The organism is Bradyrhizobium sp. USDA 3240, from assembly GCF_054063295.1.
The window spans coordinates 1,127,656-1,147,020 of sequence record NZ_JBSSGD010000002.1; the positions used below are offsets into that span (position 1 = coordinate 1,127,656).

Genomic DNA, 19,365 nt, shown 5'->3' on the forward strand with positions numbered 1-19,365 from the left:
GGCTTCGAGCCGGTAACGTCATGATCGGGCTGGAACGTGACGATCCAGGAATGCTACGTCCGGCAGGACGCGTTGACCGACCCCGGCGAGCTGGCCGGTGCGTATGACGATTTGCCCGCAACGGTCTCCGGACTGTGCGAAGTCATCTCGGGGCTGATCATTCACGTTGCGCTGGCTGAGCGGTACGGCATTCCGCCTGATTTCCCGATGCTCCGGCAAACCCAACCTGTTGCAGATCGCTTGAAGCTGATCCAAGCGTCGTTCGCCGGTCCGCTCACCGCGGCACGCCCGCCACGCAGCCGCACGTTCGGCACCTGTCGCGACTACGCGCTCCTGCTGTGCAGCATGCTCCGAAGCCGATCGATCCCCGCGCGGGTCCGCTGCGGCTTTGCGACCTACATCGCCGACGACATCTATCATGATCATTGGATCTGCGAATATTGGTCACCGGGCGACCGGCGCTGGCTGCAGGCCGACGCGCAGCTCGATGCGCTCCAGATCGACCAACTGCAGATCACGTTCGACGGCGCGAACCTGCCGCGCGATGCGTTTCTGACGGCATCGCAGGCGTGGCGGATGGCGAGAAGCAACGCGGTGGCTGCCGGAGCGTTCGGTCACGGCGCGGCCACCGGTCTGTGGTTTCTTCACGTCAACGTCTACCGCGACCTGCTGTCGCTCACGAACCGGCAAATGTCGGCCTGGGATAGCTGGCGCGACGCTGCGCCGGCCAGCAAGGTCTTGAAGGTCGACGCCCTTGCCGAGCTCGACCGGCTCGCCGACGTGGTCGCGGCGTTCGAGGATGGCTCGGACCAGTTCGCCACGCTGGACGACGCGGCATCACGCAACTTGGTGCCGCCCTGGTCTCGGTAGTGCGGCGGGCGGCCCGGCACAACGGCACGCCGAGCTTGCCTCGTTCATCGTGGCATATGGTTTACCTTTTCGTAGCCATGCAGACATATCGGGAAACAACAAGTTTCCGCCGTCAGGTTGGTGTCAGCTAGCCCTTCTAGCGTTGCGGCGCGCTGTTTCTCAGGCAGTGCATGCCCTTGCCTGGAAAGCCTCATCCGATGGAAACATCGGGTGAGGCTTTCTGCCGGCGTTCTCGGCGAGTCTCGCCTTACTGCAGTGGCGAGTGCGGGGCCGGCAGCATGATGGTCGAGTGCATCTCCTCGAGCAGCTGCGTGCCCTTGCCGAGGAATTCCAGCCAGGCCGGATCCTTCATCGCACCACCGCGCGCCGCGGCGCGGGCGTTGAGATCGGGATAGGCCCAGATGTGGCAGACCTCGTTGGGCTGCCCGGAATCGGTGTGCCAGAGGCCGACGATCTTGGAATATTTCTCGCGCTCCGGCAGCACGCCGGTGATCAGGTCGAGCCATTGCTTGACGCCGCCGAGTGGCTTGGCGCGATAGTTGCGGAATTCGTAGATGTTGCCGGTCGTGGCCGGCGCCACCGGCGGAATGATCGCATTCAGCAGCCGGACCTCCTGGCGCACCAGGAGCGGACGGATCGCCGGAATGTACTCGCCGGTCCAGCGCGGATTCTTCGCAAGCTCGGCGCGCAGCCGGGCCCGCTCGTTGAGGTCGGCGTAGCTCCACATGTGCATGACCTGATTGAGCGGCCCGATCTCGGTGATCCAGTAGCCTTCCAGCTTGCCGAAATTGTCGGCGCGGATGTCGCGCGAGATCGTGCTCGCCGCCTTGACCATCTCGCCGACGGTCCCTGGACGTACCGTGTAGGTGCGCAGCTCATAGATCATGATTGTCTCCCTGGTTGTTTCCGATGGATCGTGTGGGCAAACGAAAAAGCCCGGCATGTGCCGGGCTTTCGTGAAGGACTTCGGACTACTCGGCCGCCTGCGCGTTGATCTCGGCCGAGACCTCGCGGATGGCGCGGGCGAGCTGCTCGGCCGGCTGGGCGCCGGACACCGCATACTTCTGCGCGAACACGAAGGTCGGCACGCCGGAGATGCCCTTTTCGGAGGCTTCCTGGGCCTGCGCGGACACCAGCGCCACATCCTCGTCGGTGGCAAGACGCTTGCGCGTGTCGGCGGCGTCGAGGCCGACATCGGCTGCCGCCTGCACCAGCACGTTGGTGTCGGTGAGATCGCCGCCGTCGCGGAAATACAGCTCCATCAGCCGCTGCTTCATCTCGGCCGCCTTGCCCTTGGCCTCGGCCCAGTGGATCAGGCGATGGCAGTCGATCGTATTGGGCTGCCGCTTGACGAGCTCGGGATGGTAGGTCAGCCCCTCCTCATTGGCGGCCGCGACCACGCGGCCGGCGATGCCCTTGTAGGCGTCGACCGAGCCGAACTTTGCCGTGAGATATTCGTCGCGGCTGATTGCCCTCGCGCGGCACCCAATTGTTCAGGAAGAACGGCCGCCAGTGCACCTCGACCGGCACATCGGGCACCAGCTTGAGCGCATCCTCGATGCGATGCTTGCCGATGTAGCACCAGGGGCAAACGACGTCGGAGACGATATCGAGGCGAAGCGGCTTCAGATCGCTCATGGCAGGGTTCCCGGCGGAATTGGAACCCCAAAAGTAGGCCGAAAGCGCCCCGAGACAAGCCGCTATTTCATACTGGCTGCCATCTGCCGCATCCGCTCGGCGGTCAGTTCGTCGGCCGGGAAGAAGGTCTCAAGCGCCAGTTCCTGCAACGTAATGTCGACCGGGGTGCCGAACACCATGGTGGTCGAGATGAAGCTCAGGATCTCGCCATTGAGGCGGAGCTTGAACGGCAACGCGACGTTGTTGTCGGGGGTGATCGGGGCCGACCGCGCCGGGATCGGATAGGACTTCAGGTCCTGATAGAGCTTGAGCAGCTCCGGATCAGCCGTTGCCCTCGCACTGCCGATGCAGCCGCTCCAGGAGATGCGCGGCCCATTCCGCCAGGTTCACGGTCCGCGGCGCGAGGCCCTCCGGGTGGAAGGCCAGCCGCAGGATGTTGAAGGGCTGGCCGAGCAGCCGCTGCGGCACGCCCTCGAGCAGCGGCGCCACCATGCGGTTGGCGGAGACCAGATTCCAGTGCCGGTCATAGGCCAGCGCCGGATTGGGCTCATGCGCCTTCAACACCAAATTGATCGCCTCGCGCGCCGATTTCAGCGCGGGATCCTCCAGCGAGCGTTGCGGGAATGCGGGTGCGAAACCCGCGGCGACCAGCAGCACGTTGCGTTCGCGTAGGGGCACGTCGAGGCGCTCCGCCAGTTTGAGGACCATGTCGCGCGACGGCGCCGAGCGGCCGGTCTCGACGAAGCTCAAATGCCGCGCCGAGATCTCGGCATCGACAGCGAGGTCGAGCTGGCTGAGATGACGGCGCTGCCGCCATTCGCGCAGGTGCTCGCCGATCAGGACGGGTTTCGCGGGCTCGGCCCGCGCCAAGGATGCATGTGCGTTCATGGTGCAAAACCTACCATGCGAAATTCGCCCGTTCCATTACGCCTGAGGTAATCGAATTGGCGCGCAGGCCGGCTCATCTTCCACTGCACAGGAGATGACCATGCTGATGCTGTCCCTTATCCGCGCCTTCGCCGTCCTGATCCCGTGGCTGGTCCATCTGGCCACCTGGCTGGTCGCGCGCTCGCTCAACATGCCCCAGCCGATCGTGCACGACACCGGCATGTTCGTGTTCGCGCAGGTCTATGCGGTCGAGATGAGAGTCGGCAAGGCGCTGTGCCCGTTCCGGCTGTGGCGCGAGCTGCAGTCCCTGTTCCGCTAACCACCCCAACCCGAGGAGACCCTGCCATGATCCACTCGTCCCAGCTGCTGCGCCGCGCCTTGCTTGCCGATGCGGTCTTCAGCGGCGTATCCGCCATCGCGATGGTGCTCGACACCGCAGCCCTGGCCTCGCTGCTCGGCCTGCCGGAAGCGCTGCTGCGCGAGACCGGGCTGTTCCTGATCGCCTACACCGCGCTGGTCGGTTGGCTCGCCGCGCGAACCTCGCTGCCGAAAGGACCTGTGATCCTCGTGGTCGCCGGCAACGCGGCCTGGACGCTTGCCAGCATCGCGCTGCTACTCTCGGGCGCCGTATCGCCGAACCTGCTCGGGACTATCGTGATCCTCGCCCAGGCGATCGCCACCGGCGTGTTCGCCGAGCTGCAATATGTCGGGTTGCGCCGCAGCGGCGAGACGGTCGCGGCGTAAGGCGAATGCAGAACGTTGCGAGCGGCCGTCGCGGCAAACGCGGCGGCCGTTCTCTTCTGTCAGCTCAGAACCACCGCGACTATCATGCCCGCGAAGGTCAGCGCGAGGCCAATGATCAGCATCGGCACCAGGCTGCTGCCGGAAAACGGATCGGCCTGATCCTGTTGAAACCACGCACCGTCGATTGCACGTGCGATCGCTTTCGCCCTGTTCCTCATTGCACTGCTCCTGCTTCGCTTCGCCTGTAACGTTCCCCAACCCCAAGCATCACGCCTTGCCCGCTGGCGACGCCCATCTCAAGACTCGCCGCGATGCGCCGCGCGCGCTCGATGAAATGAAGCGCCGCGACCGGCGGGCACAGCTCATGCGCCGTCGCCTCGAACAGTTCGAGCCAGCGGTCGAAGTGCGCGGCATCGACCGGCAGCTTCATGTGCTTGACCATCGGCGTGCCGTGATAGCGCCCGGTCATCAGCGCGACCGATGACCAGAACGCGCACATCTGGGCCAGATGCGGCTCCCACTTGCTGATCCTGACCTCGAACACAGGCCCGATCATCGGGTCCTTGCGGACCTTGGCGTAGAAGGCGTGCACCAGCTGCTCGATCATGGCCTCCGTGATCCCGGTCCGCGCGACAATCTCGGCGGTGATCTGCTCGCGGCGCTCTGCTGCTGTCATGCCTCACATCCTAAATAGGTATTTTAAATACATATTTAGACTGCTATAGCGGATCCGCCAAGTGCTGATTTCGAAGGGCTTCCATGCGCCTGACATCATTCACGGATTTTGCGCTGCGCGCGCTGATGCGGCTGGCCGGCGAGCCGGACCGCTCATTCGCGACCAGCGAGATCGCGGCCGAGTTCGGCATTTCCCGCAATCACCTCGCCAAGGTGGTGCGCGACCTGGCCGAGGCCGGCTTCATCGCGACCCAGCGCGGCGCCGGCGGCGGATTTTCGCTGGCGCGCGCCCCGCAGGCGATCACGCTCGGCGACGTGGTGCGTGCGCTCGAAGGCGGCAGCGCACTGGTCGAATGTTTCAGGGATGATGGCGGCGATTGCGTGCTGCTGCCGCGCTGCCGCCTGAAGGCGAGGCTCGCGGCGGCCCGCGAGGCCTTCATGCGCGAGCTCGACGGAACCACGCTCGCCGAATGCGCCTATCTGCCGCGTCCCGCGCGCCATCCGGCACGCGCATCATGACGATCGCCGAGCAGGATTAGTTTCGGAACTCAGGCCTGCAGCACGCGTGAGGCGCCGCGCTTTGAAGGGGCCGCCCGCTTGCCGGGCGCGGCCATCAGGTTGTGGCCGTTGAGGTGCTTGCCGTTCAGAGCTTTGCCGTTCAGGGTCTTGCCATTCAGCGCGGTGCCATTCAGCGTCGTGCCGTTGCCGAGCTTGCCGTTGGCTTTGGCAGCTTTCTTCGCGCCGGCCTTCCTCTGCCTGGCCCGCGCCTCGGCGAGCCTCTCGGCCTCGCGCTTGGCTTTCCGCTCGGCCTTTTCCTTCAGCCGCAGCCGCTCCGCCCTCGCCTCCGCGCGCTTCTTCTTGCGCTTCTTCTCGCAGGCATCGCACTTGCAGCCGATCGGCTTCAGATAGGCTTTGAAATAGTCGGTTCCGTAGTCGTAGTTGATTTCGTCGCCCGGCTCGATGTCCTTGATGGCGCGGATGAACACCTTGCGCTTGCGCGGCTTGACGTCGGATTCTGCATTCGGCCGGCAGGCGTGGTTGATGTAGCGGGCGACATTCTCGCGGATCGAGCCGTCGATGGTCCAGCGGTTGGTGAGCTCGAACAGATACTTGTTCTCGATCGCGTCCTCATCCTTCTTCTTCGAGTCGAGGAGCGGCCCGAAATAGCGGATGATCTTGGTCCCCTTCTTGATCGGCTTGGTGGCGAAAAGGCCGAGGCCAGTACGGGAACGGCCGACGCGATAGGGCTTGTGCGAGAATGATGTGGTCATGACGATCGAGATTACGGCACGCAAGGTGCACACGACAGAAATTGCGAAGCCGCCCTTCTAGGACGATTCCGCGCGCCTGTCAGGTGTTTCCCGCGTGTCTGTTGAACCTTCCCCAGATTGCATATGTCAGACACAAAGTAACGTCCGGATCGCAGGTTTCCCCCGATGAAATACCCTGCTTTTGCAACAATCGTTGTGGCGCTCGCCAGCGCAAATCCTGGTCAGGCTGGCGCCCAAACGATCAGCAGCTTCTATACGTCGACCGCGCCGAAGGCCTGCCGGATGATCGGCAAGCCCAACGAGGACGACGGCAGCGCTACGCGGGTCTGCCCGGGGAGATCCGGCCTGGTAGTGCTGATCAACGAGGGCGATCTGCGCGAAGTGGTGTCGGTCGGCCGAAACCGCGCGGCGGCAGCCAGGGAACCGGCGGCGCAGGCCTGGTTCGGCCCGTTCAGCTCGACCGGCGATACGGTCGAATGGCGTGCCGCCGGCGGCAAGCCCTTCGCGATCATCCAGCGCTGGCAGATCGCCGACAGCAGCGAGCAGGACAAGAAAGGCAGCCCGGTCTCACGGGCGATGCTCGCCGTGACGCGGCTGCCGCCCGGCGAAGTCTGCCATGTCGCCTATGTCGACGTCGCCGCCAACCCCAACGCCAATGAGCTGGCGCGGCAGGCCGCCGACGATTTCGCCCGCGATTTCAAATGCGGCGCGGACCAGGTGAAGACGATCGGGCAGAGCGGCCGCTCCACGTCGCTGACGAAACGCTAGAACGCCGCCCCAGGCGCAATATCGGTTACGGCCGCGCTGAGCGGCCCGCGGACAAACGCAGCATCGCGGTCAACAACGCCTCCACGGATGTGCCCTCGGGCGACCGATCCAGAATCGTCTTGAGGCGGCCGTCGAGCAGCAGCATGGTGAAGCCATGCACCAGCGACCAGGCGGACGCGATCGCGGCTGCCTGGTCCAACGTGAGCTGCTCCTTGGAAATCTGCTCATGTCGGCTGGCGCCGACACCGCGGGTCAGCCCGGCGAACGACGCCTCGGACGCCTCGTGCAGCGACGGCCGCGCATGATCGAGCCGCTCGCTGCGGAACATCAACCCATACATGCCGGGATGCGCCTGCGCATAGGCGACATAAGCCTTGGCGCTCGCCGCTCCCTTTTCAGGCGGTGTCGCCGCTGAAGCGTCCGCCGCTGCCATCGCCTGGCCGAATTGCCGGAAGCCGATCGCCGCGAGCTCACTGAGCAATCCGGTGAGATCGCCGAAATGATGCGTGGGAGCGGCGTGCGATACCCCGGCGTCGCGCGCCACCGCACGCAGTGTCAGTCCGGCCAGTCCATCACGCTCGAGCACACGCTCCGCGGCCTTCAATAGCGCTTCATGCAGATCGCCATGATGATACGGCGTGTCATTGGTCCGGCGCCGCGGGGCCGAGCGATCGGCCACCCGCGCAACCCGGCGGGTCGGAGCACGTGTTGGCCGAGTCGCCTTGTTTTCTTTGGATAATCTTGCCATGCGGCCCTTATATGTCGCAATTTTTACACTGTAAAGATTTTGCTTGACGATCGATGGCGTCATCCCTACTGATATCTTTACGGTGTAAAGATCAAAATGCAGGGAGATGCGGAATGCTCGACCAGGTCACATCCAACACGGCGCGAACCAATCTGGCGCCGATCCCGTTTGAAGCCGATGCGCCGTTCCTCAAGATCACGGGCGAATTGCCGCGCGAGCTGAACGGCACGCTGTACCGCAACGGTCCCAATCCGCAGTTCGAAGCGCCGGGCGCGCACTGGTTCGTCGGCGACGGCATGCTGCACGCCTTCCACCTCGAGAACGGCCGTGCCAGCTATCGCAACCGCTGGGTCCGCACCGCAAAATGGCAGGCCGAGCATGACGCCGGCCGCGCGCTGTTCGGCGGCTTCGGCCGCAAGATGCCGGACGCGCCCGCCGACATCACGACCGACGGCGGCGTTGCCAACACCAACATCATCTTCCATGGCGGCCGTCTGCTCGCGCTCGAGGAAGGCCATTTGCCGACCGAGATCGAACCCGGCACGCTCAATCGCCTTGGCTATTGCGACTACAAGGGCGCGATCTCGGGCCCCTTCACCGCGCACCCCAAGATCGATCCGGTCACCGGTGAGATGGTGTTTTTCGGCTATAACGCCGCGGGTCCGCTGACGCCGGCGCTGTCGTACGGATCTGTAAGCTCATCCGGCGTGGTGACGCGCTTCGAGCGCTTCGAGGCGCCCTACGCCAGCATGGTGCACGACTTCATCGTCACCGAGAACCATGTGCTGTTTCCGATCCTGCCGATCACCGGCAGCATGCAGCGCGCGATGCGCGGACAGGCGCCCTACGCCTGGGAGCCCGAGAAGGGCGCCTATGTCGGCGTGATGAAGCGCAGCGGCGCCTCGAAGGACATCGTCTGGTTCCGCGCCGAGACCTGCTACGTCTTCCATGTCATGAACGCGTGGGAAGACGGCAACCGCATCATCGCCGATGTAATGCAGTTCGAGGAAGCGCCGCTGTTCAACCATCCCGACGGCTCGCAGACCGATCCGAAGAAGAACCGCGCCCGCTATTGCCGCTGGACGTTCGATCTCTCCGGCAATACCGACCGCTTCACGCAAACCTACCTCGACGATCTCACCGGCGAATTCCCCCGCGTCGACGATCGCCGCGCGGGATTTGCCAGCAATCACGGCTGGTACGCCTGCGCCAATCCCGATCTGCCGATGTTCGGCGCGTTGTCGGGCATCGTGCATGTCGACGGCCGCGGCAGACGGCTCGGCAACTATCTCCTGCCCGCCGGCGACACCATCTCCGAGCCCGTGTTCGTCGAGCGTAGCGCTGACGCGGCCGAAGGCGACGGCTGGCTGCTCGCGGTGGTCTGGCGCGCCCGCGAAAACCGCAGCGACCTCGCCGTGTTCAACGCACAGGATGTCGAGGCGGGCCCGACCGCGCTGGTTCATCTCGGCCACCGCGTGCCGGATGGATTCCACGGCAATTGGGTGGGAGCCGAGTAGCGTCGCACCTCCGTCATTCCGGGGCGGCCCGCAGGGCTGAACTCGGAATCCGGAGATTGTCGGTCAAGAGATTCCGGGTTCATCGCTGTGCGATGCCCCGGAATGACGTTGTGGGAGACATGTCGACGACGCACCGAGGAGGTTCGCATGCACATGCCTTCGATCACGGCAGGCTACCTTGCAATCCTCGCCCTGCTCTACGCGGTCCTCGCCTTGCAGGTGATCCGGCTGCGGCGAAGCAGCCGAGCGCCGTTCAGCGACGGCGGCAACCTCGCGCTGCGTAACGCGATCCGTGTCCATGCCAATTTCATGGAGTATGTTCCGATCATCACGCTGATGGTCGCTTTCCTGGAAATGGCGGGAGCATCGTCGTCGCGCGTGCACCTCTTGATGGCGGCGCTGCTGCTGTCGCGGCTGATTCATCCGCTCGGGATGTATGCGGCGCCCGGCTCGCTGCGGTTCTCGATCGGGCGGGCCGGCGGCATCTTCATCACCATCGGCCTGCTCATCACCTGTGCGGTGACGACGCTGTCGCGGATCAGTTCGGGCGGCATGAATTGATTGCTCGCGAGCAACTCATTGATAAGTCTTACTTCCTCTATCCATCACGATTTTGACACTGTAAAGATTTCACTTGACGCTTACCCTGCCCGCCCCTAGTTTATCTTTACGGTGTAAAGATTAGCCTTCGAGGCTCCTAATGACGATCTTCCTGATCCTCGCTCCCTACGGCGCCTTCGCCACCCTGATGCTGGTGACCTCGGCCACGGTCAGCCTGCTCGCTGCCGCGCTGATTTGCCTTGCCGTCATCGCGTTCGATATCGCGCGCGGCCGCAGCATCAAGATCCTCGGCGTCGGCTCGGTGATCGTGTTCACCGCCGTCGGCAGCTACCTCACCTTCATCGATCCGACGCCAAGCACCATCGCGGTGAAGATCGCTGTCGATGCCGGCATCCTGGTGGTGTCGTTCGCCTCGATCCTGATCGGCCATCCCTTCACGCGGCAATATGCGCTGGAGCAGGTCGATGCCGAGATCGCGAAGCAGCCGGGCTTCCTCTATGCCAACTACCTGATCACCGGAGCCTGGACCGCTGCGACGCTGTTGATGTTGATCGGCAACATCACGGTACTCTATGTGCCGGCCCTGCCGCTGTGGACCGGCCTCTTGATCGCCTTCGCCGCGCGCAATGCCGCGGTGTACTTCACGCGCTGGTATCCGCAATATCGCGCGGCCAAGTACGGGACGCCGCCTACGGGCGCACTGCCGTCACGCTAGACGCTGCAATAGCAACATCACAACGATCATCCTGCCCGACGAAACGGAAAGCACGACGATGAAGAGCGTATTTGCCAGGCTCGCGAGCGACTTCCTCTCCACCATCGTGTTCCTGGTGGTCTATCTCGCCACCGACAATGTCCTGATCGCCACCGCTGTTGCGATCGTGGGTGCGATTGCCCAAGTGGTCTATGCGCGCGTGAAGGGACAGGCGCTCGGCTACATGACCTGGGCGAGCCTTGGGCTGGTGATCGTGCTCGGCGGCGCGACACTGCTCACCAACGATCCGCGCTTCGTGCTGGCGAAGCCCGCGATCGGCCACATCGCGATCGGCGCGATCATGCTCAAGCGGGGCTGGATGCTGCGCTACCTGCCGCCGATCGTGACCGAGACCATTCCGGAATACGCCACCCTCGCCGGCTACGCCTGGGCCGGGCTGATGTTCATCCTCGCCGCCGGCACCATCGCGATCGCGGCCACCGGCGACATGAAGCTGTGGGCGTTCTACGTGTCGGTAGTGCTGGTCGGCGCCAAGATCGCCGCCTTCGCGATCCAGTATGTCGCTTTCCGCTTCCTGGTCGGCAACCGGCTGCGCGCCGCCGCCCGCGCCTGATCGCCGCAGCCGCGAACTAGGCGCGCGCGGCAAGATGGGCTATACCCGCGCACGCTCTGGTTTGACGCGTTTTCTTCACGCGAACCGGTAGCCACTTCGCTTGAAAACGCTTTCACCTGGAGGGGAGACATCAATGGCGGTGGACGGAAACTGGAATCTCACGATGACGACGCCGATGGGCGAGCGCAAGGCGACGCTGTCGCTGGCAAGCTCCGGCGGCACGCTCACCGGCACGCAGGGTGCCGAGGGCAACTCCACCGAAATCTTCGACGGCACCGTGAACGGCGACAGCGTCGCCTGGAAGGTCTCCATCACCAATCCGATGCCGCTGACGCTCGAATTCTCCGGCAAGGTCGCAGGCGACGGCATCTCCGGCGAGATGGGCATCGGCCCGATGGGCAGCTTCCCCTTCACCGGCACTCGGGCGTAAGCGTCCCCATCTAGAACCAGATCTGCATCGGCAGATCATGCGCATCCAGCGGCTGCGGTCCCCCGGGAACGCAGCCGCTTGGTTCATGAGCAGCCAGCGCCACGGCGCAGGCATCCAGCACATCGTCGCGCTTCGCGCCGGTGCCGATCCGCACTTCGGTCAGCCAGCGATCGATCTCGCTGAAGCCGGCGCTCTTCAAGAGCTTGCGGCGAAGCGCGTCGCCCTCCTCCGACTTCTTGCGCGGCAAAGGCTCGCCGCCGTTCAGCCGCAGGAACACCAGTTCGGGATGCACCTCGCGGATGTCGCGCGCGGCGTTCGCGCGGACGAACGCGTCGACCTCCATGATCTTGTTGCCGAGGTGCCAGAGCTGGCGTGAAACGCGGGTCTGGCCGCGGCGCAGCGCTTCATGATTCGCTGCATCGGGATCGTCAAATTCCTGCCACAGCCAGCGCCGCGCACCCGTGAAGACGCGCGAGGTGTGCGGGCGCAGCCGCGTGCGGGCAAGCAGGTCGCAATCGCGCTTGCCGTCCTCGGCCATGCCGATCGGGATATCGATCCCGGCACGATCGAACGGACGCGCCAGCGCGTCCGCAACATCGCTGTGAAAGGAAAGCGTACGGCGGTCGCCGTCGATGCTGACGGCGACCCAGCCTTTGGAGAATCCGTCGAGGCCTGTTGCCCTCAACCCAGATTCAATTCCTTGAAGAAGTCGTTGCCCTTGTCATCGATGATGATGAAGGCCGGGAAGTCGACCACCTCGATGCGCCAGATCGCTTCCATGCCGAGTTCGGGATACTCGACCACCTCGACCTTCTTGATGCAGTGCTCGGCAAGATTCGCCGCAGCACCACCGATCGAGCCGAGATAGAAGCCGCCGTGCTTCTTGCAGGCCTCGCGCACCGCGACCGCGCGGTTGCCCTTGGCGACCATCACCATCGATCCGCCCGCGGCCTGGAATTGGTCGACGAAGGAATCCATGCGTCCCGCCGTAGTCGGGCCGAACGCGCCGGAGGCGTAGCCGTCGGGCGTCTTGGCGGGACCGGCGTAGTACACCGGATGGTTCTTGAAATAATCCGGCAGCGGCTCGCCCTTCTCCAGCCGCTCGCGCAGCTTGGCGTGGGCGGAATCGCGCGCCACGATCATGGTGCCGGTCATCGAGACGCGGGTCTTGATCGGATATTGCGACAGCGTCGCTAAAATCTCCTTCATCGGCTTGTCGAGGTCGATCTTGACGACCTCACCGCCGAGCGACTGCTCGATCGCGGGCAGATACTGCGCCGGGTTATGCTCGAGCTCCTCGAGATAGACGCCGTCCTTGGTGATCTTGCCGAGCACCTGTCGATCCGCCGAGCACGAGACGCCGAGCCCGATCGGCAGCGAGGCGCCATGGCGCGGCATGCGGATCACGCGCACGTCGTGGCAGAAATACTTGCCGCCAAACTGCGCGCCGACCCCCAGGCTTTGCGTCATCTTGAGGATTTCCTGCTCCATCTCGAGATCGCGGAACGCATTGCCGTCAGCCGAGCCGTGGGTCGGCAGCGCATCGAGATAGCGCGCGGAAGCCAGCTTCACGGTCTTCATGCAGAGCTCGGCCGAGGTGCCGCCGATCACGATCGCCAGGTGATAGGGCGGACAGGCCGCGGTGCCGAGCGTCAGCACCTTCTCCTTCAGGAACGCCAGCAGCCGATCTTTGGTCAAGACCGACGGCGTCGCCTGGAACAGAAAACTCTTGTTGGCGGAGCCGCCGCCCTTGGCCATGAACATGAACTTGTAGGCATCATCACCCTCGGCGTAGATCTCGCACTGCGCCGGCATGTTGTTGGCGGTGTTCTTCTCCTCGTACATCGACAAGGGCGCGACCTGCGAATAGCGCAGGTTGCGGCGCAGATAGGCGTCGCGCGCGCCTTCGGAGAGCGCGGCCTCGTCGTCGCCGTCGGTGATGACGTTGCAGCCCTTCTTGCCCATGATGATCGCGGTACCGGTGTCCTGGCACATCGGCAGCACGCCGCCGGCGGCGATGTTGGCGTTCTTCAGGAAGTCGAAGGCGACGAACTTGTCGTTGTCGCTGGCTTCCTTGTCTTCGAGGATCGAGCGCAGCTGCTTCAGATGGCCCGGCCGCAGATAGTGGTTGATGTCGCCGAAGGCGGCCTCTGACAGCGCCCGCAGCGCCTCGCGCGACACCACCAGCATGTCCTTGCCCAACACCTTCTCGACCCGGACGCCCTCGCTCGTCACTTTCTTGTAGGGCGTGGTATCGGCCCCCAGCGGGAACAGCGGGGTGTGCTTGTAGGGCGGAACGGGCTTCTGGTCGGGGAAGGCTGAGGGGGCGTTCATGAGCTGCTCTTTGGGCTTGCAGGTCGGGTTCGTGAGGCCGGTCCGGCCGTGCGGCCGCCGGAATGTAGAGCCGTTCTAAGCCTTTTTCGGCCAAAGGAAAGGGAAGCCGGCCGCCTTCCAGCCATGCACGGGACCGGCAATCCATGTGTTACCTTTCATCCGTCGGTAATCTCTGGTTGCCACAACGCTTCAGTGATCCGCGAAGCGGTCAAGAAAGCCATCGGGAGACCATCATGAAGACAGCGCTTTTCGTCTGGTTCGCGGCGCTGGCCTTGTTGATCGCGGTCCCGACCGACGCCGATGCGGCCCGCCTCGGCAAGTCGTGCGGCGGCCTTGCCGGCGTTCAATGCAGCCGTAGCGGCCAGTTCTGCCAGTTCAAGCCGGGACAGTGCGGCCGTGCCGACCAGACCGGCAGCTGCGCGTTCCGGCCGACGATCTGCAACAAGATCTTCAAGCCGGTGTGCGGCTGCGACGGCAAGACTTATGGCAATGATTGCGAACGCCGCGCCGCCGGCGCCTCCAAGGCGCAGGACGGCAAGTGTGCATCCTGACGGACCGGCCGTATTGACGCGCTGCGCGGGAGCCTGCATGTAGCTTCGCGTATTTTCATACCGCGGGGGTATTTCGTGACAGCACCGTTGCGCCGACGCTTTCCCTTGAGCATCCGCTCCATCATGCCGGCCGCCTTGATCGCGCTGGCGACAGCCTTCACTGCCGCGCCGGCGCATGCCGATCCCTGCGAGGACATCGCCAAGCAGCTCGCCGGCCAGATCGACGGGCTGAAGGTCAATTTCAGCGCCGCCAACATCACATACCTCACACATCCGGCGGCGAAGGAATTGTCGCTCGGCTGCCGCGGCAAGGACTATTCGATCGAGCTCTTTGCCAAGACCGATCGCAAGATGAAGCCCGAGTTCTTCAACCTGGTCGGCTCCGCCACCGCGCTGGTCTTCACCGTGCCGAAGGACGACGCCGCCACCGGCACCTCGCGCTGCCTGAAGCGCATGGGCATCCTGCGCGGCAACACCATCACGATGCGCTATCGCCGCCTCAACCTCGAATGTACGCGCAACCGGACCGATGCCTCGATCACGGTGCGTCGCGGCAAGAACGAGTGACCGGCCGCATCGCGGCACGCCAATGTTGCCTATATAATTGTCAATGCAGGGGCCGCACCGGAACGTTCCTCCCGCTCCGAAAGTTGATAATTGCGGTCGCATGTTTGCCGGAAAGCGGTGCGATAATCGTGGCCGGAATCACGGAGCCGCCCATGATAGCAAAGCTCCTCCTGCAGAATACTTTCTTCGTCGTCGCAATGGCCGCGCTGCTATTTGCCTTCGCCGGCACGCTGCACTGGCCCGGCGCATGGGCTTATCTGATCGCCTCGGCGCTGATCGGCCCGGCCTGCGGGCTGTGGCTTGCCAAGGTCGATCCCGGCCTGCTGGCCGAGCGCATGCGGCTCACCGCGCGCGAAGGCCAGCCCGCCGAGGACAAGCGCTTCATGCTGGTGTTCCTCGTCATTGCCGTGCTGTGGTTCGTCGCGATGGGCCTCGACCGCCGGTTTGGCGGCGCCAATGCCGGCGTGCTGCTGATCGTGCTCGGCCTCGTGCTGTATCTGGTCTCGACCGCGCTGATCCTGTGGGTGTTCCGCACCAATTCGTTCGCAGCTCCGGTCGTGAAGGTACAGACCGAGCGCGACCATCACGTGATCTCGACCGGACCCTACGCGCTGGTCCGCCATCCGATGTATGCGAGCGTGATGCTGTTCTTCATCGGCGTGCCGCTGACGCTCGGCTCCTGGTGGGGCCTTGCCTTCGTGCCGGTGTTCTTCGCGATGTTCGCGTTCCGCACCGGGATCGAGGAACGCACGCTGGTGGCGGGATTGTCAGGCTATGCCGATTATGCGGCACGGGTGCGCTATCGCCTCGTGCCCGGACTGTGGTGAGGGACCATCATGGCAGAGAGCAAGACCTACACCGGCGGCTGCCATTGCGGCCAGGTGCGCTTCGAATGCACCACCGACATGGCGATGGTGACCGCCTGCAACTGCTCGATCTGCACCAAGAAGGGCCTGCACTTCGTGTTCATGCCGCCGTCGAGCTTCCAGCTTCGCGCCGGCGCCGAGAACCTGAAGGAGTACCTGTTCAACCGCCATGCGATCCGCCACCAGCTCTGCGTCGATTGCGGTGTCGACGTGTTCGCGCGCGGCAAGAAGCCCGATGGCGCCGACATCGTCGCGCTCAATGTCAACTGCATCGACGGCATCGACCTGTCGAAGATCGCGATGACGCCGGTGGATGGGAAGAGCCGGTAGTTTCCTATCCACCCTTCGTCATTCCGGGACGGTCGTCACAAATCCAGCGCCTTGTACCGCCGGAAAATCCCCTCCTCGTTGAACGGAATCCGCCGCTCGCTCGCCAGATACGCCTTGATGTTCGGCCGCTCCGCGACGCGATCGCGCAGTGCGATCAGGCGCGGGACCTTCTTCTCGAACACGGCCATCCGCTTCGGAAAGGCGTAGCGCAGGCCTTCGACGATCTGGAACAGCGACAGGTCGACGTAGGTCAGCCGGCGCCCGGTGACGAAGCCGCCGCCATTCGCCTGCACGAGATCCTCGAAATAACCGAGATATTTCGGCACCCGCGATTTCCAGAACTCTTCCGTGCGTTTCTTCGCCGGCGCCTTCTGGTCCTCGTAATACAGCGACGGGCCGAGCGGGTGATGGGTGTCGTGGATCTCCAGCACGAAGTCCGCGATCGTCAGCTGCAACTCGTGCACCCAGAGCTTTCCCGCTTCCGCCTTCGGCGCGAGACCATGGCGCGCGCCGAGATAGAGCAGGATATTGGCAGTCTGCCCGATCACGAGTTGGCCGGCCTTGAGGAACGGTGGTGCAAAGGGCGGCGTGCCCTTGTGCGCGTCCATCATTTTCATTATGGCGCCGGTACCGCCCTTGCCGCGCGCGACATCGGTATATTCAGCGCCCGCATCCTCGAGCGCGAGGCGAACATATTCGCCGCGGCCCTGGATCATCGGCCAGTAGTAAAGCTGATAGTGCATGCACTTACCTCCACAAACTTCACCGCATCGCCTCGATTCACGGTGATCGTAGCCGTGCCGCGGCCAGATCGTCTACCGCGCACCGGCCGCCTGTCCGAACCACGCGCGGACTGCTAAGATTACAGCATCGAGTCTTCGATGAAGGATCAACTTATGGCGGACAACAAGAAGAAGCGGGGCGCACAAGATCGCGCCCTGATCGCGTTGAGCGAGTCCTACGAAGTTGCGTACTGGTCCAAGAAGTTCAAGGTCACGCCGGCAAAGCTCAAGGCGGCCGTCAAGAAGGTCGGGCACTCCGCCAAGAAGGTGGAAGCCCACTTCAAGGAGCAGCGGCACATGGCCGCCGACCGCGCGCGGATCGCGATCAGCGAGCCCTACGAGGTCCGCTACTGGTCGAAGAAGTTTAAGGTGACCCCTGCCCGCCTCAAGGCCGCGGTGGCCGAAGTCGGACATTCCTCGAAGAAGGTCGAGGCCCATTTCGCGAAGAAGAAGAAAACCGCGAGGAAAAAGAAGGCGGCCAAGAAGACTCTCAAGAAGGCCGGCAAGCGCAAGAAGAACTGAGCGGTCGAGGGTACGCCGCTCTCGCCTCGTCATTGCGAGCCAACGGGTCGGCGCGCAGCGCCGCCCGATGACAGGCTCCGCGAAGCATCCACCGCACCGCATTTGCGGAAAGATGGATTGCTTCGTCGCTATCGCTCCTCGCAATGACGGGGGACGGGCTCCGCCCCGTTCGCCGCTCCCCTCAATTCGCCGCGAAGCAGTACAGCAGGCCGTCGCCGCCGGTGCTCTTCAGATCGGCTTGCGAGCAGCCGCCGTCAGGACCGCGCGAGGGATGCGACATGTTCCAGGATTTTGACGGCTCGTCATCCCGCAGGCCCTTGCGGTCGAAGTGCCCGACCATGGCGGCGCCCTGCGTACTGCTTGTCCAGTTCTTGCAGGTGCGGTCCTCACCGGCTGCAAACGCCGTACCATCGGCCTGCGATCCCGTCAGCACGTCGTGGCGGTTCGGCGTGTCGCCGGCACCGTTGATGACGTCGCCCTTCTCGGACAGGGCGGTCTGCTTGGTGAGATTGTTGCCGGCGCTGTGCAGGTCGGCGACGTCCTTGGCGACCACGACGCCCTTCACGTTCTTCCACGGGCCCTTGCCGATGCGATCGCGCGCGTTCACCGCTGCCTTGCCATCGGCCGCCTGGGTCGAGAGATAGGCGCGCCATGTCTTCGGCGCACCGAAGCCCGCGGCCTGCGCCAGGGTCTGGCAATGATTGTCGGCGCCGGCGAGGCCGCCGAGATTGCCGCCATTGCCGATGCCGTTGCTGGTGACGAAGAAGCTGGTGTCGGCGGTCTGCGCCACTGCCGGCGGCGCGGCCATGACAACGAACGCAAGACAGGCAGGAACCGCGATATGCGCAATGAACTTCATTTCGATCTCCCGATGGTTATTCTGGCCCGCTGACACCAACCCGCAGCCTGTCCGGATATTCCGGCGTCACGACACGCAAATGAAGCCACAAAACAAAAGCGCCGCGGACGATGCCGCGGCGCTTTGTATTGTCATGCCAGGCAATCGATCAGTTGGTCTGCTGGATCGCCGAGAGTTCCCAGCTGCCGCCGCGCTGGCGCACGAAGGTCCAGACCTCGGTGATCTCCTCCGGCTGCCCGCCACTGACCTGACGGCCGGTGCCGCGCTCCAGCATGGTGTCGACCAGCGAGTAGCGCATCGCGACCGTCGCATATTCGCTGTCGCCTTCGCGCCAGGCTTCCGCCAGATCGCCCTGCAGCAGCTTCACATTGGACGTCTTGTTGGTGACGTTGCGCGCCTTGTTCTCCTCGAGATCCTTCGAGAAGTACGACACCATTTCCGGCGTCGCGAGCGTGTGCAGCTTGGCGATGTCTTCGTTCGACCACGCGGCCTGGATGTCGCCGAGCAACCGCTCGAATGTCTCGTAGTCACCAGGCGTGATCTCGACCGGCGCGTTCGATCCGCCGCCGAGGCCGAAGCCGAAGCCCGAACGGGCGTTCGCCTGCGGACCGGGGCCGACGTCGGGTCCGCCCGCGTAGGCGGCGGCCGGCGCATTGCGCCGCTGCCACCACGACATCGCGAGCCGGACCACGAGCACGATCAGACCGATCTGCAGCAGCAGGCCGAGCATCGACGACAGGCCGCCGAGACCCGAGAACAGGCCGCCGCCGAACAGCATGCCGAACAGGCCGGCGCCAAGGAAGCCCGCGGCCAGGCCGCCGAGCAGGCCGCGACCCATTCCGCCGCGACCAAACAGGCCGCCGGAATTCGCCGCCGCCGGCGAGCCCATGCCGGGGCTACCAGGCTGGCTGAAGGTACGGTTCATCGGAGCAACCGAGCCCGGCGCTGTGCTGGTCGAGGGCGGCGCGGAGAATGTCCGCGAGCCGCGCGAGCCGCCGCCGCCGACGCGGGCGTCGGCCGCCGAAACGGTCATCATCACGGGCAGCGCCAGCGCCATCGCGACGGCGATCGCCCGGACAATTCCACGCGTGCGTTGCGAGAAATTCATGTTGGTTT

25 protein-coding genes and 2 pseudogenes are annotated in these 19,365 nt (G+C 64.4%); 15 read left to right on the forward strand and 12 right to left on the reverse strand.

Annotation, left to right across the window (positions count from 1 at the left end):
• Positions 1-36: 36 nt before the first annotated feature.
• A complete protein-coding gene (locus ACVIGA_RS06035; protein WP_456665661.1) occupies positions 37-870 on the forward strand; it encodes a transglutaminase domain-containing protein in 834 nt (277 codons plus the stop codon).
• A 247-nt stretch (positions 871-1,117) separates the two neighbouring features.
• On the opposite strand, the gene ACVIGA_RS06040 is transcribed toward ACVIGA_RS06035, so the two are convergent.
• The 3 genes and pseudogenes from ACVIGA_RS06040 to ACVIGA_RS06050 form a co-directional block, all read right to left on the reverse strand.
• Positions 1,118-1,756: an NIPSNAP family protein gene (locus ACVIGA_RS06040; RefSeq protein ID WP_456665662.1), complete on the reverse strand. Its 639-nt coding sequence runs from the start codon at positions 1,754-1,756 to the stop codon at positions 1,118-1,120.
• An 85-nt stretch (positions 1,757-1,841) separates the two neighbouring features.
• Positions 1,842-2,508: pseudogene (locus ACVIGA_RS06045) on the reverse strand (DsbA family oxidoreductase).
• A gap of 62 nt (positions 2,509-2,570) precedes the next feature.
• Positions 2,571-3,396: pseudogene (locus tag ACVIGA_RS06050) on the reverse strand (helix-turn-helix domain-containing protein).
• 94 nt (positions 3,397-3,490) lie between these two features.
• Between ACVIGA_RS06050 and ACVIGA_RS06055 the strand changes: the two are divergent.
• Together ACVIGA_RS06055 and ACVIGA_RS06060 are read left to right on the forward strand one after the other, a co-directional pair.
• A complete protein-coding gene (locus ACVIGA_RS06055) occupies positions 3,491-3,715 on the forward strand; it encodes a hypothetical protein (protein ID WP_223970294.1) in 225 nt (74 codons plus the stop codon).
• A 26-nt stretch (positions 3,716-3,741) separates the two neighbouring features.
• Positions 3,742-4,140, forward strand: coding sequence for a hypothetical protein (locus ACVIGA_RS06060; RefSeq protein WP_375775579.1), 399 nt, complete (start codon positions 3,742-3,744; stop codon positions 4,138-4,140).
• 59 nt (positions 4,141-4,199) lie between these two features.
• On the opposite strand, the gene ACVIGA_RS06065 is transcribed toward ACVIGA_RS06060, so the two are convergent.
• Together ACVIGA_RS06065 and ACVIGA_RS06070 are read right to left on the reverse strand one after the other, a co-directional pair.
• The gene (locus tag ACVIGA_RS06065; RefSeq protein ID WP_223970292.1) at positions 4,200-4,358 is read right to left on the reverse strand and encodes a hypothetical protein; all 159 of its coding nucleotides are present in this window, start codon (positions 4,356-4,358) and stop codon (positions 4,200-4,202) included.
• Positions 4,355-4,816, reverse strand: a complete 462-nt coding sequence (locus ACVIGA_RS06070; protein ID WP_456665663.1) for a group III truncated hemoglobin — start codon at positions 4,814-4,816, stop codon at positions 4,355-4,357. The genes ACVIGA_RS06065 and ACVIGA_RS06070 overlap by 4 nt, the downstream gene beginning before the upstream one ends.
• A gap of 83 nt (positions 4,817-4,899) precedes the next feature.
• On the opposite strand from ACVIGA_RS06070, the gene ACVIGA_RS06075 reads away from it, so the two are divergent.
• Complete coding sequence (locus ACVIGA_RS06075; protein ID WP_456665664.1) at positions 4,900-5,334, forward strand: RrF2 family transcriptional regulator; 435 nt, start codon at positions 4,900-4,902, stop codon at positions 5,332-5,334.
• A gap of 29 nt (positions 5,335-5,363) precedes the next feature.
• Here ACVIGA_RS06075 and ACVIGA_RS06080 read toward each other — a convergent pair whose 3' ends face one another.
• On the reverse strand, positions 5,364-6,086 hold the full coding sequence (locus ACVIGA_RS06080; protein ID WP_456665665.1) for an SET domain-containing protein: 723 nt from the start codon (positions 6,084-6,086) through the stop codon (positions 5,364-5,366).
• A 165-nt stretch (positions 6,087-6,251) separates the two neighbouring features.
• On the opposite strand from ACVIGA_RS06080, the gene ACVIGA_RS06085 reads away from it, so the two are divergent.
• Entirely contained in the window at positions 6,252-6,854 is a 603-nt protein-coding gene (locus tag ACVIGA_RS06085; protein WP_456665666.1) for a hypothetical protein, read from the forward strand.
• 25 nt (positions 6,855-6,879) lie between these two features.
• Here the strand turns inward: ACVIGA_RS06085 and ACVIGA_RS06090 are convergent, their stop codons facing one another.
• Positions 6,880-7,602: a TetR/AcrR family transcriptional regulator gene (locus ACVIGA_RS06090; protein WP_456665667.1), complete on the reverse strand. Its 723-nt coding sequence runs from the start codon at positions 7,600-7,602 to the stop codon at positions 6,880-6,882.
• 113 nt (positions 7,603-7,715) lie between these two features.
• On the opposite strand from ACVIGA_RS06090, the gene ACVIGA_RS06095 reads away from it, so the two are divergent.
• The 5 genes from ACVIGA_RS06095 (at position 7,716) to ACVIGA_RS06115 (ending at position 11,438) form a co-directional block, all read left to right on the forward strand.
• Positions 7,716-9,119 carry a carotenoid oxygenase family protein gene (locus tag ACVIGA_RS06095; protein WP_456665668.1) on the forward strand — a complete coding sequence of 468 codons (1,404 nt, stop codon included), beginning with the start codon at positions 7,716-7,718 and terminating at the stop codon, positions 9,117-9,119.
• Between the two features lie 147 nt (positions 9,120-9,266).
• Positions 9,267-9,680, forward strand: coding sequence for an MAPEG family protein (locus ACVIGA_RS06100; RefSeq protein WP_456665669.1), 414 nt, complete (start codon positions 9,267-9,269; stop codon positions 9,678-9,680).
• Between the two features lie 139 nt (positions 9,681-9,819).
• Entirely contained in the window at positions 9,820-10,395 is a 576-nt protein-coding gene (locus tag ACVIGA_RS06105; protein WP_456665670.1) for a hypothetical protein, read from the forward strand.
• Between the two features lie 58 nt (positions 10,396-10,453).
• Complete coding sequence (locus ACVIGA_RS06110) at positions 10,454-11,008, forward strand: inner membrane-spanning protein YciB (RefSeq protein WP_223970279.1); 555 nt, start codon at positions 10,454-10,456, stop codon at positions 11,006-11,008.
• Between the two features lie 133 nt (positions 11,009-11,141).
• Entirely contained in the window at positions 11,142-11,438 is a 297-nt protein-coding gene (locus tag ACVIGA_RS06115) for a hypothetical protein (RefSeq protein WP_097676020.1), read from the forward strand.
• Between the two features lie 10 nt (positions 11,439-11,448).
• On the opposite strand, the gene ACVIGA_RS06120 is transcribed toward ACVIGA_RS06115, so the two are convergent.
• On the reverse strand, positions 11,449-12,123 hold the full coding sequence (locus tag ACVIGA_RS06120; RefSeq protein ID WP_456665671.1) for a DUF429 domain-containing protein: 675 nt from the start codon (positions 12,121-12,123) through the stop codon (positions 11,449-11,451).
• Positions 12,120-13,772, reverse strand: a complete 1,653-nt coding sequence (locus ACVIGA_RS06125) for a fumarate hydratase (protein ID WP_456665672.1) — start codon at positions 13,770-13,772, stop codon at positions 12,120-12,122. The genes ACVIGA_RS06120 and ACVIGA_RS06125 overlap by 4 nt, the downstream gene beginning before the upstream one ends.
• A gap of 233 nt (positions 13,773-14,005) precedes the next feature.
• On the opposite strand from ACVIGA_RS06125, the gene ACVIGA_RS06130 reads away from it, so the two are divergent.
• The 4 genes from ACVIGA_RS06130 to ACVIGA_RS06145 all read left to right on the forward strand — a co-directional run bounded on the left by ACVIGA_RS06130 (position 14,006) and on the right by ACVIGA_RS06145 (position 16,086).
• On the forward strand, positions 14,006-14,323 hold the full coding sequence (locus ACVIGA_RS06130) for a Kazal-type serine protease inhibitor family protein (protein ID WP_456665673.1): 318 nt from the start codon (positions 14,006-14,008) through the stop codon (positions 14,321-14,323).
• Between the two features lie 123 nt (positions 14,324-14,446).
• Positions 14,447-14,890 (forward strand): hypothetical protein, encoded by a 444-nt coding sequence (locus ACVIGA_RS06135; protein ID WP_223970351.1) that lies wholly within the window; start codon positions 14,447-14,449, stop codon positions 14,888-14,890.
• A gap of 152 nt (positions 14,891-15,042) precedes the next feature.
• The gene (locus tag ACVIGA_RS06140; protein WP_456665674.1) at positions 15,043-15,717 is read left to right on the forward strand and encodes a methyltransferase family protein; all 675 of its coding nucleotides are present in this window, start codon (positions 15,043-15,045) and stop codon (positions 15,715-15,717) included.
• Between the two features lie 9 nt (positions 15,718-15,726).
• On the forward strand, positions 15,727-16,086 hold the full coding sequence (locus ACVIGA_RS06145) for a GFA family protein (protein ID WP_223970270.1): 360 nt from the start codon (positions 15,727-15,729) through the stop codon (positions 16,084-16,086).
• Between the two features lie 35 nt (positions 16,087-16,121).
• On the opposite strand, the gene ACVIGA_RS06150 is transcribed toward ACVIGA_RS06145, so the two are convergent.
• On the reverse strand, positions 16,122-16,829 hold the full coding sequence (locus ACVIGA_RS06150) for a glutathione S-transferase (RefSeq protein WP_456665675.1): 708 nt from the start codon (positions 16,827-16,829) through the stop codon (positions 16,122-16,124).
• A gap of 153 nt (positions 16,830-16,982) precedes the next feature.
• Between ACVIGA_RS06150 and ACVIGA_RS06155 the strand changes: the two genes are divergently transcribed.
• Positions 16,983-17,390 (forward strand): DUF3606 domain-containing protein, encoded by a 408-nt coding sequence (locus ACVIGA_RS06155; protein WP_456670748.1) that lies wholly within the window; start codon positions 16,983-16,985, stop codon positions 17,388-17,390.
• Positions 17,391-17,571: 181 nt separating this feature from the next.
• Here ACVIGA_RS06155 and ACVIGA_RS06160 read toward each other — a convergent pair whose 3' ends face one another.
• A complete protein-coding gene (locus tag ACVIGA_RS06160) occupies positions 17,572-18,198 on the reverse strand; it encodes a lectin (RefSeq protein WP_223970349.1) in 627 nt (208 codons plus the stop codon).
• A 199-nt stretch (positions 18,199-18,397) separates the two neighbouring features.
• The gene (locus ACVIGA_RS06165; RefSeq protein ID WP_456665676.1) at positions 18,398-19,357 is read right to left on the reverse strand and encodes a Tim44 domain-containing protein; all 960 of its coding nucleotides are present in this window, start codon (positions 19,355-19,357) and stop codon (positions 18,398-18,400) included.
• Positions 19,358-19,365: the final 8 nt, after the last annotated feature.

What these genes read in the sequence shown, in the direction of transcription:
- ACVIGA_RS06075 (WP_456665664.1), top strand. Translation starts at nt 4,900, where the DNA reads ATGCGCCTGACATCATTCACGGATTTTGCGCTGCGCGCGCTGATGCGG.
- ACVIGA_RS06095 (WP_456665668.1), top strand. Translation starts at nt 7,716, where the DNA reads ATGCTCGACCAGGTCACATCCAACACGGCGCGAACCAATCTGGCGCCG.
- ACVIGA_RS06155 (WP_456670748.1), top strand. Translation starts at nt 16,983, where the DNA reads ATGGCGGACAACAAGAAGAAGCGGGGCGCACAAGATCGCGCCCTGATC.
- ACVIGA_RS06080 (WP_456665665.1), bottom strand. Translation starts at nt 6,086, where the DNA reads ATGACCACATCATTCTCGCACAAGCCCTATCGCGTCGGCCGTTCCCGT.
- ACVIGA_RS06055 (WP_223970294.1), top strand. Translation starts at nt 3,491, where the DNA reads ATGACCATGCTGATGCTGTCCCTTATCCGCGCCTTCGCCGTCCTGATC.
- ACVIGA_RS06125 (WP_456665672.1), bottom strand. Translation starts at nt 13,772, where the DNA reads ATGAACGCCCCCTCAGCCTTCCCCGACCAGAAGCCCGTTCCGCCCTAC.
- ACVIGA_RS06070 (WP_456665663.1), bottom strand. Translation starts at nt 4,816, where the DNA reads ATGACAGCAGCAGAGCGCCGCGAGCAGATCACCGCCGAGATTGTCGCG.
- ACVIGA_RS06065 (WP_223970292.1), bottom strand. Translation starts at nt 4,358, where the DNA reads ATGAGGAACAGGGCGAAAGCGATCGCACGTGCAATCGACGGTGCGTGG.
- ACVIGA_RS06110 (WP_223970279.1), top strand. Translation starts at nt 10,454, where the DNA reads ATGAAGAGCGTATTTGCCAGGCTCGCGAGCGACTTCCTCTCCACCATC.
- ACVIGA_RS06160 (WP_223970349.1), bottom strand. Translation starts at nt 18,198, where the DNA reads ATGGCCGCGCCGCCGGCAGTGGCGCAGACCGCCGACACCAGCTTCTTC.
- ACVIGA_RS06140 (WP_456665674.1), top strand. Translation starts at nt 15,043, where the DNA reads ATGATAGCAAAGCTCCTCCTGCAGAATACTTTCTTCGTCGTCGCAATG.
- ACVIGA_RS06135 (WP_223970351.1), top strand. Translation starts at nt 14,447, where the DNA reads ATGCCGGCCGCCTTGATCGCGCTGGCGACAGCCTTCACTGCCGCGCCG.
- ACVIGA_RS06105 (WP_456665670.1), top strand. Translation starts at nt 9,820, where the DNA reads ATGACGATCTTCCTGATCCTCGCTCCCTACGGCGCCTTCGCCACCCTG.
- ACVIGA_RS06090 (WP_456665667.1), bottom strand. Translation starts at nt 7,602, where the DNA reads ATGGCAAGATTATCCAAAGAAAACAAGGCGACTCGGCCAACACGTGCT.
- ACVIGA_RS06085 (WP_456665666.1), top strand. Translation starts at nt 6,252, where the DNA reads ATGAAATACCCTGCTTTTGCAACAATCGTTGTGGCGCTCGCCAGCGCA.
- ACVIGA_RS06060 (WP_375775579.1), top strand. Translation starts at nt 3,742, where the DNA reads ATGATCCACTCGTCCCAGCTGCTGCGCCGCGCCTTGCTTGCCGATGCG.
- ACVIGA_RS06115 (WP_097676020.1), top strand. Translation starts at nt 11,142, where the DNA reads ATGGCGGTGGACGGAAACTGGAATCTCACGATGACGACGCCGATGGGC.
- ACVIGA_RS06145 (WP_223970270.1), top strand. Translation starts at nt 15,727, where the DNA reads ATGGCAGAGAGCAAGACCTACACCGGCGGCTGCCATTGCGGCCAGGTG.
- ACVIGA_RS06130 (WP_456665673.1), top strand. Translation starts at nt 14,006, where the DNA reads ATGAAGACAGCGCTTTTCGTCTGGTTCGCGGCGCTGGCCTTGTTGATC.
- ACVIGA_RS06150 (WP_456665675.1), bottom strand. Translation starts at nt 16,829, where the DNA reads ATGCACTATCAGCTTTACTACTGGCCGATGATCCAGGGCCGCGGCGAA.
- ACVIGA_RS06165 (WP_456665676.1), bottom strand. Translation starts at nt 19,357, where the DNA reads ATGAATTTCTCGCAACGCACGCGTGGAATTGTCCGGGCGATCGCCGTC.
- ACVIGA_RS06040 (WP_456665662.1), bottom strand. Translation starts at nt 1,756, where the DNA reads ATGATCTATGAGCTGCGCACCTACACGGTACGTCCAGGGACCGTCGGC.
- ACVIGA_RS06100 (WP_456665669.1), top strand. Translation starts at nt 9,267, where the DNA reads ATGCACATGCCTTCGATCACGGCAGGCTACCTTGCAATCCTCGCCCTG.